12 protein-coding genes are annotated in these 19,163 nt (G+C 65.1%); 8 read left to right on the forward strand and 4 right to left on the reverse strand.

All coding sequences use genetic code 11. From position 1 onward, the window contains the following. Positions 1-1,436: APC family permease (locus tag PSRA_RS05955; protein WP_143516355.1), on the reverse strand; the 1,436-nt coding region annotated here is incomplete at its 3' end. A gap of 146 nt (positions 1,437-1,582) precedes the next feature. Beyond that, positions 1,583-2,494, reverse strand: a complete 912-nt coding sequence (locus PSRA_RS05960; protein WP_211280497.1) for a carbon-nitrogen hydrolase family protein — start codon at positions 2,492-2,494, stop codon at positions 1,583-1,585. Between the two features lie 266 nt (positions 2,495-2,760). On the opposite strand from PSRA_RS05960, the gene PSRA_RS05965 reads away from it, so the two are divergent. Further along, positions 2,761-4,512 carry a PucR family transcriptional regulator gene (locus PSRA_RS05965; RefSeq protein WP_094660997.1) on the forward strand — a complete coding sequence of 584 codons (1,752 nt, stop codon included), beginning with the start codon at positions 2,761-2,763 and terminating at the stop codon, positions 4,510-4,512. A 1,071-nt stretch (positions 4,513-5,583) separates the two neighbouring features. Then, complete coding sequence (locus PSRA_RS05970; protein ID WP_094660998.1) at positions 5,584-6,936, forward strand: NAD-dependent succinate-semialdehyde dehydrogenase; 1,353 nt, start codon at positions 5,584-5,586, stop codon at positions 6,934-6,936. A 580-nt stretch (positions 6,937-7,516) separates the two neighbouring features. Here the strand turns inward: PSRA_RS05970 and PSRA_RS05975 are convergent. Beyond that, positions 7,517-8,020: an Lrp/AsnC family transcriptional regulator gene (locus PSRA_RS05975; protein WP_094660999.1), complete on the reverse strand. Its 504-nt coding sequence runs from the start codon at positions 8,018-8,020 to the stop codon at positions 7,517-7,519. 421 nt (positions 8,021-8,441) lie between these two features. Between PSRA_RS05975 and PSRA_RS05980 the strand changes: the two genes are divergently transcribed. The 4 genes from PSRA_RS05980 (at position 8,442) to PSRA_RS05995 (ending at position 13,118) form a co-directional block, all read left to right on the forward strand. Next, positions 8,442-9,800 carry an ABC transporter ATP-binding protein gene (locus tag PSRA_RS05980; RefSeq protein ID WP_245834929.1) on the forward strand — a complete coding sequence of 453 codons (1,359 nt, stop codon included), beginning with the start codon at positions 8,442-8,444 and terminating at the stop codon, positions 9,798-9,800. Further along, the gene (locus PSRA_RS05985; protein ID WP_245834930.1) at positions 9,797-10,861 is read left to right on the forward strand and encodes an ABC transporter permease; all 1,065 of its coding nucleotides are present in this window, start codon (positions 9,797-9,799) and stop codon (positions 10,859-10,861) included. Before PSRA_RS05980 ends, PSRA_RS05985 begins: the two co-directional genes overlap by 4 nt. Then, complete coding sequence (locus PSRA_RS05990; RefSeq protein ID WP_094661002.1) at positions 10,858-11,826, forward strand: ABC transporter permease; 969 nt, start codon at positions 10,858-10,860, stop codon at positions 11,824-11,826. The genes PSRA_RS05985 and PSRA_RS05990 overlap by 4 nt, the downstream gene beginning before the upstream one ends. A 92-nt stretch (positions 11,827-11,918) precedes the next feature. Beyond that, positions 11,919-13,118: an ABC transporter substrate-binding protein gene (locus PSRA_RS05995; protein ID WP_158216337.1), complete on the forward strand. Its 1,200-nt coding sequence runs from the start codon at positions 11,919-11,921 to the stop codon at positions 13,116-13,118. A gap of 694 nt (positions 13,119-13,812) precedes the next feature. Here PSRA_RS05995 and PSRA_RS06000 read toward each other — a convergent pair. Further along, positions 13,813-14,241: a hypothetical protein gene (locus tag PSRA_RS06000; RefSeq protein ID WP_094661004.1), complete on the reverse strand. Its 429-nt coding sequence runs from the start codon at positions 14,239-14,241 to the stop codon at positions 13,813-13,815. A gap of 168 nt (positions 14,242-14,409) precedes the next feature. Here PSRA_RS06000 and PSRA_RS06005 point away from each other — a divergent pair, with 168 nt between their 5' ends. Next, positions 14,410-16,470: a hypothetical protein gene (locus PSRA_RS06005; protein WP_143516356.1), complete on the forward strand. Its 2,061-nt coding sequence runs from the start codon at positions 14,410-14,412 to the stop codon at positions 16,468-16,470. 1,068 nt (positions 16,471-17,538) lie between these two features. Continuing rightward, the gene (locus PSRA_RS06010) at positions 17,539-18,915 is read left to right on the forward strand and encodes an aspartate aminotransferase family protein (RefSeq protein WP_094661006.1); all 1,377 of its coding nucleotides are present in this window, start codon (positions 17,539-17,541) and stop codon (positions 18,913-18,915) included. Positions 18,916-19,163 lie beyond the last annotated feature (248 nt).

Here is a 19,163-nt window from a genome sequence, read left to right on the forward strand (position 1 = left end):
TCGACGAGGCCGCCCTGCAGGACCGCGCGCTCCACCTCCAGGAATCCGGAACGGACGAGTGGAAGCCGAGCGCCAGCACGTCGTCGCCCGAGCACGACGTGACCCCCGATGACTACGCAGCAGAAGAACGCACCGAGAAGCGGGAACACCACGTTGCGCGCCACGGAGCGCCCGTCGGTGCCGAGCTCGTCCGATCCGCCGTTGCGGCGGGACTTGGCATACGCCACGATAAGCGAGACGTTGACGAGCGTGAAGGAGGTGAAGGCTCCGAAGTTCACGAAGGAGGTGGAGGTGGCCACGTCAAGGGACAGCGCGATGAGGCCGACGGCCGCGATGATGAGGATGCACGGGACCGGGGTGCCGAAGCGCTTGCTCAGGCGGCCGAACACCTTCTTCGGCAGCACGCCGTCGCGGCCCATCACGTACATGAGGCGGGAGGCGCTGGCCTGGGTGGCGATGCCGGAGGTGAACTGGCCGATGCACAGGCCGGCCACGAACACGGAGGTGAACAGGTTGCCGCCGATCGTCATGGCGATCTCATAGGCGGCGGATGAGGAGTCGACGAAGGCACCGCCGGGGTGCACGAGCTGCGTGAAGTAGGCCACGCCGATGAAGATGAGGCCGCCGATCATGGCGACGAGCATGATGGCGCGCGGCATGGTGCGCTTCGGGTCCTTGGTCTCCTCGCTCATGGTGGTGACGGCATCGAAGCCGAGGAAGGAGTAGGCGGCCACCGCGGCACCCGCCACGACGGCGCTGATCGAGGAGCCCTGGCCGGTGAACGGGCTGAGGCTCAGCAGCGTGCCCGTGCCGGTGCCGCCGAGCACGGAGCGGATGGACAGTCCGACGAACAGCACGATGACAAGAGCCTGGAAGGCCATGAGCACGAAGTTGATCTTGTCGGCCACGTTGACGCCGAGGATGTTGATGCCCGTGTCAAGCACGATGTACCCCATGATCCACGCCCACATCGGTACGGTGGGGAACAGTGCGTTGAGATACGATGCGCCGATGAGCCACACGACCATCGGAAGGAACATGTAGTCGAGCAACACGGCCCAGCCCACGAGGAAGCCGAGCTTGCGGCTGATGGTCTTGCCCACATAGGTGTAGGCGCTGCCGGACTCGGGGTGGAGCAGCGACATCCTGCCGTAGCTGTTGGCGGTGAACAGCATGGCGATGGTGGCGACGAGGTAACTCATCGCTGCCGCGCCGTGCGAGTCGGAGGCGATGACGCCGAAGGTGCCGAGTGCGATGATCGGGGTCATGTAGGCCAGGCCCATCATGGTGACGGAACGCAGGCCCATCGTGCGCCTGAAGGCCGGAGCCTTGGTGTCCGAGATGACGGTGGCTGCGGCGCTTGCGGTTGTGACGCGGGTTCCCGTGCCCTGGATGATGCCCGAGGCGGCGCTCGCCTCGATTGCCGGTGCTGTCATGGCGTGTCCTTTCCGGGTGGGGCGGCGGTGGCCGCCCGGGGGGTATGTGGTGTGGTGTGATGTGATGCGAAGTGGTGTGAAGTTTTCGATGGAGCCTGGCGGGTGCCGGCGAGGTTGGTGCGTGTCGGCGGGTGCCGCCGTGCCGATCAGCGTGGGGCGGGGCTCCATGTGTTCGGATCGATCCTGCCTTGGTACAGGGGAAGGGGAATCGTGGCGTCGCCGGAACCGAACTGATGCCACATGCGGTTGATGCCGAGCGTTCCCCGGTCGCGCACGCGCCGCGCCTGTGCCAGATCGACGGTGGCGATCGCGAGGTCCGGCTCGTTGCCGTGGATCTGCACGATCGGCGTTCCCTCGGGGCTGACGAGGATGGATTCGCCGAAGCCCTCGGGCGCCGGCGCGTTCAGCGACAGCACGAACGCCTGGTTCACGATGGCGTTGGCGCGCGCCAGGACGAGCTCCTGGCGGCGGTCCGGCGTGGTGGTGCGCACGAGGTTGATGATGATGTCGGCGCCCATCCACGCCACCTGGCGCGAGATCTCGGGGAACCACGCGTCGTAGCAGATCGTCAGGCCGAGGCGTCCGACGCCCGGGATGTCGACCGTCGTGAACGACGTGCCCGGCGTGTACTGCTCGTACGGGCGCCAGGGGCAGATCTTGCGGTAGGTGGCGGTGAGGGAGCCGTCGGGGGCGAACACCGGCATGGTGTTGAACACATGGCCCGAAGGGTTCTTCTCGCACACCGTTCCCGGGATGAGCCAGATGCCGAGCTCGCGGGCGAGCCCGCCGAGCCGGCGGGCGAAATCGTCGTGCAGGTCGGTGGCCGCGGCGCGTTCGGCGGCGCGGTGCTGCGCCCCGTCCATGTCGGGCGTGCCGAACAGATGCATCTCGGGGAAGACGACGAGCTGCGGCTTGCGGCCCTCGGCGTCTCTTTCGCTGGCGATGGAGCGCACCGTGTTCGCGAAGCTGCCGAAAGGCTTGCCGATGGGAAGCTGGCTGTACTGCGCCATGGCGATCGTGATGGGGGATGCGCCGTCGGTCTGTGCCGTGCCTGTCATGTCTGCTCCTTTCGTCGGTGTGTGGTGCCGTTGTGTGGCGGTTGTTGGCGGCCGCCGCGGTGTTCCTGCACTTGCTAACGTATGTGGACACGCCCGGAGATTCGATGGACGAGTTGGATAAAATACCCGTGGTTCGTGGACGATACGTCCACGGTTCGCACTGCACGGCGGGGCGGTTGCGGCGGAGGCATCGTGGAGTTTCTCGCAACCGCCGCCCCTCGCATTGCGCAACATATGAAAGGCGCAACAAACGAAAGGCGCGGCATATGGCGGTGACACTCAACGACCTCCTTGCGGAAAGCTCGCTCGATCTCTCCCTCGTCGTCGAGGGCGAACCCGGGGCGCTCGACGATCCCATCGTGTGGGTACACGCCTCCGAATCGACCGACCCCACGCCGTATCTCGAGGGCGGCGAACTGCTGCTGCTCACCGGCCTGCAGATGCCCGACGACGAACCCACCGAGGAACTGCGCCTCTACGCGTCGCGGCTCGCCGGCATCGGCATCCGCGGCATCGGATTCGGCATCGAGGTCAACCATCCCGCCATCCCGCAGTGGCTTGTCGACCAATGCGAGCACGCCGGTGTGCCGCTGCTTTCCGTGCCGCTGGAAACGCCGTTCATCGCCATCTCCAAACGCGTGTCGCGCGGCGTGGCGGACAGCAAGAACCAGGAATTCGCGCGCATGTACCGCGCCCAGCAGCAGCTCATCCGCTCCGCGCGGCAGGTGGACCCGGTGCGCGGCATCGTCACGAAAACGGCGCAGCTCGTCGGAGGGTGGGCCGCGCTGCTCAACCCCGCGGGCAAGGTGCGTGAATCGTCGCACCATTTCCTGCCCGTCGGCGTCGAGGAACTCAGCGACGCGTTGACTTTCAGCAAGCTCGGCGAGACGCATTTCTTCCAGGCCAAGGGGTACGACATCGCCGTGCTGCACGTCGCCACGCCCGCGCATGTCACGCTCGGGTACCTCGTTGCCGGATGCCGCGGTGTCAAGGGGTCGCTCGACCAGACGCTGTGCGCCGAGGCCGCCACGATGCTCGCGCTCGCCATCGGCAGCTCCTCGCGCGGCACGCTGGCGCTCACGCATTTCCGCACCGCCCTGACGCGCGACTGCCTCGAGGGGCGCAGCGAGGACGTGCACCGGTACGCCGACGACCTGTGGGGCGGCATGCCGCACGAGCCGCTCGAGGTGCTGCGCGTGATGGGGGAGCCCGACGCCATCGAGAGTGCGGCGAGGCTGCTCGAGCCGTTCGGATCGCATATCGCGCGCAACATGAACCCCGTGATGTACGGCGAGATCGACGACGAGCTGTGGGTTGTGGTGTCGCAGTCCAATGTGGACGAGTGGCTGGTGCAGCTGGGCAAGGACACGAGGCTGACGGTGGGCGAGTCGTCGGGGTGCACGTGGCGTGGGTTGCCGCGCGGGCGGCACGAGGCGTTCCAGGCCGGGGCCGAGGCGCTGGCGTCGGGCGAGCGGTCCGTGCGGTACGGCTCCGGCGGCAGTGCGGCCGCGCTCGAGCGTGTGATCGATCCGGCCACGATGCGGGCGTTCGCCGATCTGCGCCTGGCGCCGATTTCCACGATGACCTTCGATATCTCCGTCGGTGCGCATCGCGGTGGGAGTGGGGGTGCGGTTGGTGGCGGGGCGGCTGACGGTGCCTCTTCCTCTTTTTCGCAAGGCGTCGCCTCGCAGACGGGCGAATCGTCTGCCGGTGCCGACGGGGACGGGGCGGATTCTTCTCCCTCCGCCGGCTCGCGGACGGGACGCGACGGCATCATCGACAGCAGCACCACGATCCAGGCCGTGGACGTCGTGCGCGCATGGGTCGACAGCCGCGGCCGCGTGGAGGAGGCCGCCCGGCGGATCGGAGTGCATCGCCACACGATGACCAAGTACATCGCGCGGATCGGCGAGGCGATGCATGTGTCGATGGACGACCCCGGCGTCATGGCCGAGCTCTGGTACGCCTGCCGCTACACCCGCTTCGGCAGTGACCGTGACCCCGGTTTCGCTTCCTGATTGCCGATGTTGCATCGGCGTCTGTGCTTGTACTGGTGTTCGCGTCCGCGTCCGCGTTTGCGTCGAGGGTGCACGGCATTGCACCTTCGGTGGCGGTTACCCCTCCAAAACCTGCCCGGCGCCGGTCTAACCATGGTCGAGGGTGCAGGGAATTGCACCTTCGGTAGGGGTTACCCCTCCTATACCCGCTTGGTTCGGTGGTAATTGGGGTCGAGGGTGCACGACTGTGCACCCTCGATGGGGAATAGGAAGTCTGGAGGGGCGTTGGGCGGGGGCAATTGGGGTCAAGGGTGCATGGGATTGCGCCTTCGGTGGGGAATAGGCTGCCTAGCGGGGTGCTGGACCGGGGTAATCGTGGTCGAGGGTGCAGAGGATTGCGCCCTCGGTGGGGGTTAGGTGGCGGAGAGGGGGCGCTTGGCGGGGTAATCACGGTCGAGGGTGCACGATTGTGCGCCCTCGGTGGCGTTTGCCCTTCCGATAACCGGCCGTCCCTGCCCTAACTTGGGTCGAGGGTGCAGGGAATTGCACCTTCGGTGGGGGTTACCCCTCCAAAACCTGCCCGACCATGTCCTAACAGGGGTCGAGGGTGCACGACTGTGCACCCTCGGTGGGGAATAGGAAGTCTGGAAAGGCGTTGGGCGGGGGCAATCGCAGTCGAGGGTGCACGATTTTGCACCTTCGGTGGAGGTTAGGGCGTGTGGAGGGGTGCTGACCGCGGGTAATCACGGTCCAAAGTCCACGATTGCGCACCCTTGATGGCTTCCGCCATTCTCGCGTCTGACGCTGTGATCGGTGGGCAAATCGTTGACAAGACTGCGAGGACGGGAGAAATCGTCGGGAAATCGTATGAAAAACGAAACGTGTGTAACAAAACAGATACGGTTTTCGAATATCTTGACGATTGACAGCGCGGAATCGTTGTTTGATGCGGCTTGCGTGACTTGCCCCGCGGTGCTGCCCGGCACCGCGGGGCATCACCCCGCACCGCGCAACCAACACCATCCACGCACAGCCGAGTACATACGCGAAACCCACAGGCGCGCGACCTTCGCGCGCGGACGAGGAGGCATCATGAGCGCGTACACCGTTACCAACCCCGCGACCGGCCAGGTCGAGAAAACCTATCCGAGCGCCACCGACGCCGAGGTCGACGCCGCCCTCGCCGCGGCGCAAAACGCCTACGTGCAGTGGGGCCGCACCACAACGAAGGCGCAGCGCGCGGCGCTGCTCGCCAAAGTCGCCGACCTGTACGAGGCGCGCAAGCAGGAGCTCGCCGAAACCATCAACCACGAGATGGGCAAGAAACTCGACGAGGCCATCGGCGAGGTCGAGTTCTCCGCGTCCATCTACCGCTACTACGCCGACCACGGCGAGGAATTCCTCGCCGACATCCCCGTCGAGCGCGAGGCCGCCGGCTCCGCGGTGGTGCGCAAGATGCCCATCGGTCCGCTGGTCGGCGTCATGCCGTGGAACTACCCGTATTACCAGGTGGCGCGATTCGCCGCGCCGAACCTCATGCTCGGCAACACCATCCTGCTCAAGCATGCGTCGCTGTGCCCCGCGTCGTCCGCCGCCATGGAGCGCATCTTCCTCGACGCGGGCTTCCCGAAGGGTGCGTTCACGAACCTGTACGCGAGCTTCGACCAGACCAGCGCCATGATCGCCGACCCGCGCGTGCGCGGCGTGTCGCTCACCGGATCGGAGCGCGCGGGCGTCGCAATCGCCGGCGAGGCGGGCGCGGCGCTGAAAAAGGTGGTGTGCGAGCTCGGCGGCTCGGATCCGTTCGTCGTGCTCGGAACCGACGACATGGACGCGCTCGTCGCCACGGCCGTCGCGGGCAAGTATGAGAACTGCGGCCAGGTGTGCAACGGGCCGAAGCGCTTCATCGTGCTTGATTCACTCTACGATGAGTTCCTCGCCAAGTTCGCCGAGGCGTCGAAGGCCGTCGAACTCGGGCCGCTGTGCTCGGTCAAGGCCGCGCGACATCTGTCCGAACAGGTGGCGCAGGCGGTGGCGGATGGAGCGACGCTTGCGCTTGGCGACGGCAAGAACGACGGCGCCTTCTTCGCCCCGACGATTCTCACCGACATCCCCGCCGGCGCGCCCGCGCGATACGCCGAGTTCTTCGGCCCGGTGAGCCAGTTCTACCGCGTGAAGGACGAGGCGGAGGCGATCGCGCTTGCGAACGACACCCCGTACGGCCTCGGCTCCTACGTGTTCACCATCGATCCGCGGCAGGGCGAGCGCGTGGCCGATGCCCTCGAAACCGGCATGACCTACGTCAACGAGGTCGGCGCGGATTCCGCCGAAATGCCGTTCGGTGGCGTCAAGAACTCCGGTTTCGGTCGCGAGCTCGGGTCGCTCGGCATCAATGAGTTCGTTAACCTCAAGCTCATTAGCCTCGATACGCCGGATTACTTCTGAGGCGAATCGGGCGCGCGGGCGTGCGTGCGCGTGGATGTGCGGGGGTGCGGGTGGCGCCTGCTCGGCTAGGCGTGGCGCCCGTTTTCCCGTGGGGCCGGCAAGTTCGTCGAGGGTGCACGATTGTGCGCCCTCGGTGGGCATTGGGCCTTCTGAAACCGGCCCGCCTCATCCTAATTGGGGTCGAGGGTGCATGATTTTGCACCCTCGGTGGGGGTTAGGTGGCGTGGAGGGGCCGGTTGGCGGGGTAATTGGGGTCGAGGGTGCACGATTTTGCGCCCTCGGTGCGGGTTGCCCCTTCTGAAACCGGCCTGCCCGATCCTAATTGCGGTTGAGGGTGCACGATTTTGCACCTTCGGCGGAGGTTAGCGTGCGTGGAGGGGTCGGTTGGCGGTCTAACTGGGGTCGAGGGTACGATTTTGTGCGCCCTCGGCGCACAGTAGGGCGCCGAGGACGTGTGTGGATGGGGGATTCGGTCGGCGAGGGAGCATAATCGTGTACCCTCGCCGACCAAATCGTCTGTATTGCCCGCCGCGCACCGACCGGTCAACCCCGCCGCGCGCAGCGCCAACCCGCACCCGACCTAGGCGACGCCCCAGTCGTAGCGCTGGCTCTCGAGCCGCATATAGGTGAACAGCTCGGTATGGCCGATGCCCTGGATGCGCCGGATCTTGCGGTTGACGAGCTGCAGCAGCGCCTCGTCGTCGGACGCGAACACTTCGGCGAGGATGTCATAGCGCCCGGCGGTGATGATGATGTAGTCAATCTGCGCGATCTTGCGCAGGTCGCGCGCCACCTGCTCGATGTCGCCGTTCACGGTGATGCCGACCATCGCTTGCCGCCGGAATCCCATCTCCATGGGGTTCGTCACGGCCACGATCTGGATGATGCCGTCGTCGGTCAGGCGCTGCACGCGCAGTCGCACGGCCGCCTCCGACAGTCCGATCTCCTTGGCGATCGACACATACGATCGGCGGCCGTTCTTCTGCAACAGTGAAATGATCTTCTTGTTGGTTTCGTCGAGTCCGGCGGATTCAACGGCCTGCACGGAGCGCAGCGGCCCCGGTTCTTCGGTTTCCTGAGTCATGCCGATATCGTAAGCAAGCCTTTATGAATATTCGGTTTCGTGCCGTGGCGTGCCGCCAAACTGCGAATTCCGCAAAGTCTTATGTAAACAACGCATAACGAGATGCAAATCCGCTTTACTGTTCCGAAATCAGCATGGCTTTGGATAAAAAACGACGGAAAAATCAAAATCCCGGTGAATTGATTGCGAAGTCCAACACCTTGCAGATGCGGCGGTCGGCGGTTACCAAAACCACCGTGGCCGCAGGAATCGTCGTCGTCGCGCGCAATGCGTGGCGGGCCAGGCGAAGGTGTGCGGCGCGCAGGAAGAGAGGTACGCGATGACGGCAACGATGAATGCAGCGACCGGCGCTATGGCCGGTGGCGGAACTGCAGGCGCCGCGGTCGGCGCAACGGCCGCCGCAAAGACTGGTGCGGCGACAATGGCTAGCGCGACGGCCGGTGCGAAAGGCGCGATGTTCCGTGTCGCGCGGGCGGTCAGGTCCGGTCTCGTTTCAGCGTTCGGCGCACCGAGCATCGTGGCGCACGCCGCGGCGAGCAGAAAACCGCCGACGGCCATTCTGAACGCCACCTCCACGCCCGCACTCACAACCGCAACCGCCACCGCACCAACAAACGCAACCGTTCGCCTGACGCGCGACGCGGCGGTCGACCGGCGCGAGGCCGGCCTGACCGTCGGCCGCGCCCGCAAAACCTTCATCTCCGCGGAGGACAAGGAAGTCAAGGCCATCGACGACGTGAGCCTGGCCGTGAATGCGGGCGAGTTCTTCATCATGCTCGGCCCCTCGGGATGTGGCAAGACCACACTCCTGCGCTCTATCGCCGGCCTCGAAACCCTGGACGCCGGCGAAATCTACATCGGCGACCAGCGCATCGACAATCTTCCGCCCTATGAACGCCCCGTGAACACGGTGTTCCAGAGCTACGCCCTCTTCCCACATATGACGGTGGCCGAGAACATCGCCTTCGGCCTCGAGATGGAGAAGAAGCCGAAGAAGCAGATCGACGCCACCGTGGCCGAGATGCTCGACCTCGTGCACCTGTCGGAATTCGGCAGGCGCCGCCCCAGCCAGCTCTCCGGCGGCCAGCAGCAGCGCGTCGCACTCGCCCGTGCGCTGGCGAAGAAGCCCAAGGTGCTGCTGCTTGACGAATCGCTGTCCGCGCTCGACTTCAAGCTGCGCCGCCAGATGCAGACCGAGCTCAAGCGCATCCAGCGCGAAACCGGCATCACGTTCATCTTCGTGACGCATGACCAGGAGGAGGCGCTGTCGATGGGCGACCGCATCGCGGTTTTCCACAACGGCCGCCCCGAACAGATCGGCACGCCCGAACAGATCTACGATGAGCCCGTCGATCGCTTCGTGGCCGATTTCATCGGTGACATCAACTTCATTGACGCGCGCATCACCGGGCCGCGCGAGATCGAGACCGCAGGCGTGCGGCTCGCTGTGGCGCAGGACCTCTCGGGCTTCGCGACGGGGAAGGGTGTGAGCGCGGCGATCCGCCCCGAGCGCATCACGCTGATGCCGCGCGGCAAGGCTGATGGCGCGGGAGCTGGCGCGGGCGCGGCGGGGCCGACGTTTGACGGAAAGCCGGTGTTCGACGGCACCGTGACGGAGTCCATGTTCATGGGCTTCGACATGCGCGTGCACGTGCGCCTCGCGACCGGCGAAACCGTCATGACGCGCCTCGCGCCGCCCTTCGACGCAAGCCTCATCGCGCCCGGCACGCCGGTGTCGCTCGGCGTGGAGAGCGACCACATCAGGGTGGTGGAGCGATGAGCGACGATGATATGACCAGGGTCCCAGAAGAATCTACGATTTTCCCGTCCTCCACGCCTTCGAGTGCTGCGCCTTCCGCCTCCACGCCTTCCACTTCCATGCCGCGCCATGGCTCCGCCCCCGCTCCGCGCGGCTCCGCCCGCCCCCGCCGCAAGATCGGGCTGGGCCGCAAGGTCAAGCCGGGCCTGCTGCACCGCGTCTGGGCCGTTCCGTCCATCATCCTGGGGCTTCTGTTTACGCTCGGCCCCATCTGCGTCATCGTCGCGTTCTCCTTCATGAGCCGGCCGGACGTCGGCGGCGGCGTGAAATTCGCCTTCTCCACCGAAGGCTACCGAAAGCTTCTGTTCCGCGAGGACTTCTTCGGCAACAGTTATTTCGACCCGCGTTATCTTGAGGTGTTCTGGACCTCGCTGTGGATGGCGCTCGTCACCACGGCCGTGTGCATCGCCCTCGCCTTCCCGATCGCGCTGTGGATCTCCATGCGCACCGAACGCACGCAGCGCATCCTCGTACTCCTTGTGACCATCCCGTTCTGGACGAATCTCATCGTGCGCACATACGCGTGGATGCTCATCCTCAACGACAACGGTCCCATCAACGCGTTCGCCACCGCATTCGGCTTCGGCACGCAGCATATGCTCTACACAACCGGGGCATCGTTGATCGGCCTGATCTACACCTTCCTGCCTTTCGCCATCCTTCCGATGTACTCGGCGCTGTCGGGCTTCGACTTCCGCCTGGCGGAGGCAGCGTACGATCTCGGCGCCACGAAGGGCGTGGTGCTGCGCCGCATCATCCTGCGCGCCGCGCGGCCGGGCATTCTCAGCGGCATCGCGCTGTGCCTGATCCCTGCGTTCGGCTCCTATGTGCAGCCCGTGCTGCTCGGCGGCGGCCGCGTGCTCATGGTGGGCAACCTCATCTCGTCCCAATTCTCCGAGGCGCGCAACTGGCCGTTCGGCGCGGCCATTTCCACCGTGATTCTCGTCATCACGCTGCTTGCGGCGCTTGTGGCCAGCGTGATGGGCAATCGTTCCGCACGAAAGGCGGGTGAGTCGGCATGACTGGAAAAACTCCCGAACAGAACAAAGTAATAACGATGGCGCCGATGGATGCCACGCATACCGAGTACGCCGAGCTCGTCGCGCGTGCTTCCGTGGCCAACCACGGAACCATCGTGGTTCCCGAATGGCTCGAAGACAAGAAGCCCGACAAGGCTCTCACGACGCGCCGCTCCGGCCGCGCGAAGAACGGCCTCAAGCGCTTTCCCTTCGTCGGGTTCATCTCCGTGGCGGTGCTGCTGTTCCTCTACATCCCCATGCTCATCGTGGTGGCGTACTCCTTCAACGGCGGGCGCCAGGCGCTGCTGTGGCAGGGCTTCTCACTGCGCTGGTACGCTTCGGTGTTCCACGACCCGTCCATCATCGCGGCCACGCGCACCTCGCTGATCGTGGCAGTTGCGGCCACGGCCCTCGCCACGATTCTCTCGCTCGGCTATGTGCTGGCGCTCGACCACATGTCGCGATTCGGCTCGAAGCTCGCGTCCGGGCTGATCAACGCGTCCATGATGATTCCGGAAATCGTGTTGGGCGTCGCGACCATGGCGTTCATCCGCATGATCGGCATGGCGCCGGGCTATCTGCCGCTGATTCTCGCGCACACCACCTTCTGCATCCCGTTCGTGGAGATGCCGATTCGCGCCAGGCTGCAGACGCTCGACCGCAGTTGCTTCGAGGCGGCGCAGGATCTCGGCGCCTCGCAGCTGACCACGGTGACGAAAATCACGCTGCCGCTGCTGACGCCGGGCATCGTGTCTGGTGCGCTGATGGGCTTCGTGGTGTCGATGGACGATTACATGATCTCGAACTTCCTGACAACCGCCGGCACCACCACGTTGCCGATCTACATCTTCTCGCTGATCCGCAAGGGCGTGAACCCGAGCGTCAATGTGGTGGCGACGCTTCTGCTCCTGCTCGCGATTGTGGTGACGGTGATCTCGTCGCTGCTCACCAACCGCAAGGACAAGTGACCCCGGGCGGCGGCTCGGGCGCTACGGATGCTACGGATGCTACGGGCGCAAGCCCGGGCGGCCTGGATGCCGTCATGGACAAGGAGGCTTTTATGACAAGCAACAACATCTCACAGCGGGGGAATCGTGAATCTTCCTCACATCACGCACGCCGCACATCCCGCGCGGCCGTCTTCCGCGGCGTGGCGCGGGGCATTGCGGCGGCATCGGCGGCCATCGTCATTGCCGCATCGTGCTCCGCCTGCTCCGGCGGCGTCAGCGACGTGGCCGCCGCCGGCAACGCCACCGCCGGCATCGGGCCTTACGCGGCGGCGACAGGTGGCGAACTCCATATATATACGTGGGCCGGCTACATGCCCGACGGCGTGATCGAGGCGTTCGAGAACGACACGGGCATCTCGCTGACCGTCGACACCTTCGACAGCAACGAGGCGCTCGAGGCCAAGCTGCAGTCGACGGGCGGCTCGGGCTACGACATCGTGATGCCGTCCGACTACATGGTCGAGCAGCTCGCGCAGGAGGGGCTGCTCATGCAGTTCGACGCCACGAGCCTGCCGAACTACGGCAACATCAAGGAGGAATTCCGCACACCTTACTATGACCCCGACAACCTCTATTCAGTGCCGTATATCGTCAGCTATACCGGGATCGTCTATGATTCCGCGTCCATTCCCGCCGACGAGGCGCCCGCATCGTGGGACGATTTCTTCCATCCGCGCGACTCCTGGGGCGGGCAGCAGGTGCTCGACGACCAGATCGAAACCGTGAACGCGGCGCTGCGCGCGACCGGAAGCGACCAATGCCCGACCGATCCGCAGGATTACCAGAACGCCAGCGACTTGCTCGAAAGCTTCAAGCCGCATGTCGGCGTGCTCAGCTCCGAGGGCGTGGCGGACCGGCTCGCGTCGGGGGAGCAGAAAGTCGGCATGGCGTGGAGCTACGACGCGTACCAGGCGATTGCGGCGAATCCGGATCTGAAGTTCGTGTTCCCGTCGGACGGCACGAATATGTTCGTCGACAACATCGCGATCTCGAGCGGGGCGGAGAACATCGGCCAGGCGAAGACGTTCATCAACTGGATGCTCGATCCGGAGAACAAAACGGCCGTGGAGCAGAATGCGGGCGCCGGCAGCGTGCTCACCGGCGGTGACGAGCTGCTCCCGGACGACATGCGCAGCGTCAATGTGATCGAGCCCAGCGATGTCGAGCGCGCCACGACCATTATGGAGCGTCACTGCTCGAATGAGCTCAATGACAACTACACGCAGATGTTCGAGGACTTCCGGAGCTAGCGGGGTTGGGTGTTGGGTGTTGGGTGCTGGGGCGTTGGGCCGCAACGGTCGGTCTCGCTGGTCGCTTCCGTGCCAGTGAGGGGCACTGTTGGCGGCCGGGCCGTTCAAAACACTTGGCTCTTTCCCCAGCAGTCGGTCTCGTTGGTCGATGCCGTGCTAGTGAGAGGCACTGTTATCGCTCGCGGGCCGGGGCGGATGCCGGTCCGGGGTTGGATCGGGGTGTTCGATGCGGGAACGGGGTGTCTTGGGAGGGGTATTTCGCGGTTTGTGGGGTCCTTTTCGGGGGCCGGCCGAGTAGACGGGGCCCGGAATCGTTGCAATTGCGTCGGCCGAATCCGCGCCGGGACCCCACAAACCCGCGGATAGGTGTTCGATGCCCCGGGATGCGCATGGGGAAAATCGTGGAAACCGCGAGATTGCACCGTTCCAGGCAAATCCCCCTTCGATACGCCCCGGTCTCCGCCCGCGATTTCGGAAACCCACACCGCAACGGAACCAGGCAAACATACTCGAACGGCATGCGGGCCGTTCGAATCGTGGAGTTATCCACAAAAAATAGGGGTGGTTGTCCACACTAAAAAGAAGTTATCCACTTATCCACAAATTTACCTGGCGCGCCCGTGTCGCGGCGTGTCTTCCTCTAGCCTTGATTCCACGGCCGTTCTTTACACTCATCTCCGCGGCCGGGAAAGGGTTAGAGATGACTGAGGAATTCAAGAATTACAACGAAAATAGGGATGACGCCGGCTTTGCCGTGTCCGGGCCGGCCGGGGCGCCGGGGGATGGCGCTCGCAGGACGTGCGCCTGCGAGGAATGCGCGGACGCGGGATGCGCGTGTCCAGGCTGCGTTGTGCTGTTCCCGACGCACAACGACGCGGCGCTCGATGGCGCTCCCGATGCGCGTGATGGCGCTCCCGATGCGCTCGATGCCGATGGGAACGTTTCCGCAGAGCGATCGGTTGATACGGCGGCCGCTGCTGGCATGGCGTCCGCCGAACGACCCGTTGATAATGGAGTCGCTCGTGATGGACTCATCGTCGACGAATCTGCCGCTGAACGTCCTGACGCCGAACGCTCCGCCGATAAACTGGGGAACCCCGCTGATGTCGACGAACCCGATCATAATCCGGAGCCCTCGGAGCGCCCTGAGCACCCTGAGTCCCCCGAGAACCCGGAGAACCCTGGAAACCCGTCCGCGTCCCCGACCTTGCCCGCCGTCATCACGCGCTTCGGCGAAATCGTCGCCGTCCGCGTTCCCGACATCACATTCACCTCCGCCGACATTGTGAAGATGGAGAGAGCGATCGCCAGCGGCGCGTTCGACAAGGACGTCGTCAAGGCGCCGCCATACGAGAGCAACCTCCATGCTGGCCTGCTCGGGGATGGGGACGGCAACGACATCGTCGAAATCAACGGGGTCGAGGACCTGACGGGCGCATGGGGCACGCCGCCCGGCACGTGGTGCGTACAGCGGCCCGGCCTGTGCGCTGTGTCGCGCGCCCGGCGCGCGATGCCGGATGCGTGGCGCGCGCAACCGGATGCACCGCCCGCGCGGCCGGACGTGTCGAATGCGTTGGGCGGCTGGGGTGCGTCGCCCGATATGGCCGGGCAGGCGAGCGGCTGGAATCCGCCGCTGGCCGATTGCGACGCGCGGCCAGATGATTGGTGCGGGGTGGATTGCCCCGAGCGCGACGATGGTCGGTTCGAATGGGGTGCGATGTCTGATGATTGCCTTGGGGGCGACGAGAGAGACGATTGGAGTGACGGGGGAGACGATTCCACCGAGGGAGAGACGGCGCGCGGGTCGTGGCGGCCTGGCGGCGCGGAGACCGACGCGGGCATGCGCTGGGACGGGGCGGAATCGAGAGGCATGCGCTCGGGCGACGGCTGGGCGAACGATTCGTGTGATTCGCGCATCGTGCATCCGAGCTTTTTCGGTGCTGCCGATCCGGCCCTGGAACCCGATTCGACTGCGGATGCCTCGGACGTCTCGGATATCCACGATGCCTTGAGCACCCTCGACGTGCTTGCGGACATCGACGATGGCGACTGTGACGATGCCGATGGCGATGGTGCGGACGCCGACTACGACCCCGACCACATCGTGCACACCGACGTCGTGGATCTCAACGGTTGCTGGAAGTTCCCCTTCGAACCCCGCTGTGACCCCGCGCGCCCGCGCAACGCCCACCCGCGCGACAGGCGCCCGCGCAGCGCCTGCGAATACGCCGGAACCTTCCACGATATGGGAATCGTCAATTCGAAAAACCAAAACCCCGCCGACAAATCCCCGTCCCACGCGGGCATCACGCATACCCGGCTTCTTGAGGAGGCCGCGCGGCGCCTCGCCGTCTGCCTCGAGCGCGACGGCGAATCGAGCCGGACCTGGCCGTACTGCCTCTGGACCGCGCTCGAACTCATGGGCATCGAAAAGCCGCGCCCGGCGCCGTGCAGCGAGGCATCGCGCGCCTTCATGGACGACTCGCCGCTGTACATGGCGCTGCCGAACGCGAACGTGCGCCCGCGCCAACGCCACACGATGCCCGGGCTGCGGTACGTCGTCGCGGCGTTCGGCCCGCAGACGCGCACCATCGGCGTGGGCATGCTGGAGGACTCCGTGAGGTGCGTGGACGCCGTCGACACGTGGATCATGTTCGCGAGCCATCTCAGCCTGGAGGAGCTCGTGGTGCTCGGCGATTCCATGATGCGGCGCGGATATCTCGGCGTGTCGTGTCGGCTCGAGGAGTTCGAGCGCCGCGTCGAATCGCTGCGGGCGATGGGCGAGGAGCGGAGCGCGGGCGCTGCGAGCGGCGTGATCGGCGCTCGCAGCGGGAACGCGGCGGGCCCGAGAATCGCGGGCCCGGGCGGCGATTGGCGCAAGCCCCACGGCCTGCGCGCCTGCGAGAAGGCGCTGCGCCTGATGCGCGAGCGCACGGATTCCTCGCAGGAGACGCGCCTGCGGCTGGCGCTGATGCGGTGCGGCCTTGACGAGCCCCAGATCAATCACATGATGGAGGATCCGCGGTCGGGCAGGCGGCTGTACCTTGATCTTGCGTATCCCGAGCTCAAGATTGCGATCGAGTACGATGGCATGCATCATGCGCGGCAGTGGCTCGCGGATAGCGCGCGGCGCACGGCGATCGAGGATGCGGGTTGGATATACATCCAGGTGACGAAAGACGATTTGGCCGACCTCAACGCGGAGCGCGAACTGGCACGGCGCGTGGCCGAACGCATGTCGCGGCGCGTGGGGCATAAGGTGCGGCTGCGGGCCGAGTCGACGACCGAGCAGCTGGCCGACCGCCGTCGCATGGGCCGGCGGCGTCGTCCCATGTGGGAGGTTGATGGTTAGTCGCGCGTCTGTGGCGCGGGTATGGGCGCGGGTGGGTTTCCGAAATCGCGGGCGGAGACCGGGGCGTATCGAAGGGGGATTTGCCTGGAACGGTGCAATCTCGCGGTTTCCACGATTTTCCCCATGCGCATCCCGGGGCATCGAACACCTATCCGCGGGTTTGTGGGGTCCCGGCGCGGATTCGGCCGACGCAATTGCAACGATTCCGGGCCCCGTCTACTCGGCCGGCCCCCGAAAAGGACCCCACAAACCGCGAAATACCCCTCCCAAGACACCCCGTTCCCGCATCGAACACCCCGATCCAACCCCGGACCGGCATCCGCCCCGGCCCGCGAGCGATAACAGTGCCTCTCACTAGCACGGCATCGACCAACGAGACCGACTGCTGGGGAAAGAGCCAAGTGTTTTGAACGGCCCGGCCGCCAACAGTGCCCCTCACTGGCACGGAAGCGACCAGCGAGAGGCACCGTTACGCAATAAGCCAAGTGTTTTCAACGGCCCGGCCGCCAACAGTGCCCCTCACTGGCACGGCATCGACCAGCGAGACCGACCGTTGGGGAAAGAGCCCAGTGTTTCCAACGGCCGGACCGGCAACAGTGCCTCTCGCTGGCACGGCATCGACCAGTGAGACCGACTGTTGGGGGAAAGCCGAGTGTTTTCAACGGCCGGACTGGCAACGGTGCCTCTCACTGGCACGGCATCGACCAGTGAGACCGACCGTTGGGGAAAGGGCCCAGTGTTTTCAACGGCCGAACCGGTAACGGTGCCTCTCGCTGGCACGGCATCGACCGGTGAGACCGACCGTCGGGGGAAGGGCCCAGTGTTTTCAACGGCCGAACCGGTAACGGTGCCTCTCGCTGGCACGGAATCGACCAGCGAGACCGACCGTCGGGGCGGAGCGAGGCGAGCACCGTAGGGAACAGGCCTCCCTCCCAGTCACCCCGAAAAATGCGCATCCCACGCTCAAACGCCCCACTCAATTTCGAAATACATATGTAAAACGGTTAACCACTGCGAAATACACCGATGATTAGCTGCTATCAACGTCGAAAACGAAAGGCAGATATCATGACCGCAACAATCGATCCGGCCAAGGTCAAGGAACTTACCGAGCGCGAAGGCGCGAAACTCGACGCCAAGCTCACCAAGTCGCGCGAAATGTACGCAAAGGCGCGCGTGCATCTGTGCAACGGCGTCGCGTCGTCCTACCAGCTGCGCGACCCGTGGCCGATTTACGTGGACCACGGCGAGGGCGCGAAGGTCTGGGACGTGGATGGCAACGAGTACTACGATTTCCACAACGGCTTCGGCGCCATGGTCCAGGGCCACGCGAACCCCGAGATCGGCAAGGCCATCGCCGACCGCTTCCCGAAGGGCACGCATTTCGCCCTCCCCGACGAAGACGATTTCGTGGTCGCCGACGAGCTCACCCAGCGCTTCGGCCTTCCGAAGTGGCGCTTCACAAACTCCGGTTCCGAGGCCACGATGGACGCCATCCGCATCGCCCGCGCCTACACGCACCGCGATCCGATCATGAAGATCTTCGGCTCCTACCACGGCCATCATGACGCCGTCATGGTCTCGATCGTCGGCGATTACGAGAACATCGGCGACAAGAAGCACCTCAAGTCCATCCCGTACGGCGCCGGCATCCCCAAGTCCATGGTGCCGCTCACCGTCCCTGTTCCGTTCAACGACGCCGATTCGCTCGAATTCCGCATTCGCGAGATGGAGACGGACGGCAATCCGCCGGCCTGCCTCATCATGGAGGCCTGCCTCATGAACATGTCGATCGTGCCGCCGGAGCCGGGCTATCTGGAGAAGGTGCGCGAGATCACGAAGCGCCACGGCATGGTCCTGATCTTCGACGAGGTCAAGACCGGTCTGACCATCGGGCCAGGCGGCGCCACGAAGCTGTTCGGCGTGACGCCCGACCTCGTCACGATGGCGAAGGCCATCTCCGGCGGCCTGCCGATGGGCGCCATCGGCGGCACCGAGGAGGTCATGAGCGTGGTCGAATCCGGCGAGGTCTACCAGGTGGGCACGTATTCGGGCAATCCGCTGTGCGTCGCCGCGGCGCGCGCGAACCTCGAGAAGGTGCTGACGCCCGAAGCCTACAGGCATTTCGACGAGCTCAACAGCTACCTCATGGAAGGCTGCACCGAGGTCGTGAAGAAGTACGGCTTCCCCGGCTACTCGATCGGCTTCGGCGCGAAGGGCTGCGTCACGTTCTCGCCGCACAAGATCGTGGATTACGTCACCTTCAAGCAGGGCCAGCGCACGGATCTCAACCAGCTGTGCTGGCTGTACGCCATGAACAACGGCGTATTCATGACGCCGGGTCGCGAGGAGGAGTGGACGCTGTCGGTGGCGCATGACAAGGCGGCGTGCGACGCGTATATCGGCGCCTTCGAGAAGATGGCGCACGATGTGACGAGCGACTGACCGCTTGCATTGCGTGGGCGTGAGGGTGCGTGAGAGTGCGTGGGTGCGCGGGCGCACGATTTTTGCGCGAGTTTTCGCTGCCTTGACGATGCCGACACGCCGATGAAGGCCGCCAATTGCCACGATTTCCCTTCTGCAAACCACAAGATGTAACCAAAATATTGACAACCATGCCGCAACCCTGTATCTTCATAATCACAAGATGTAACAAAAGAGATTACATCAAAGAACGGCGCCGGAGGCAGGCG

The sequence above is a fragment of the Pseudoscardovia radai genome (assembly GCF_002259605.1).
Lineage (GTDB): Bacteria > Actinomycetota > Actinomycetes > Actinomycetales > Bifidobacteriaceae > Pseudoscardovia > Pseudoscardovia radai.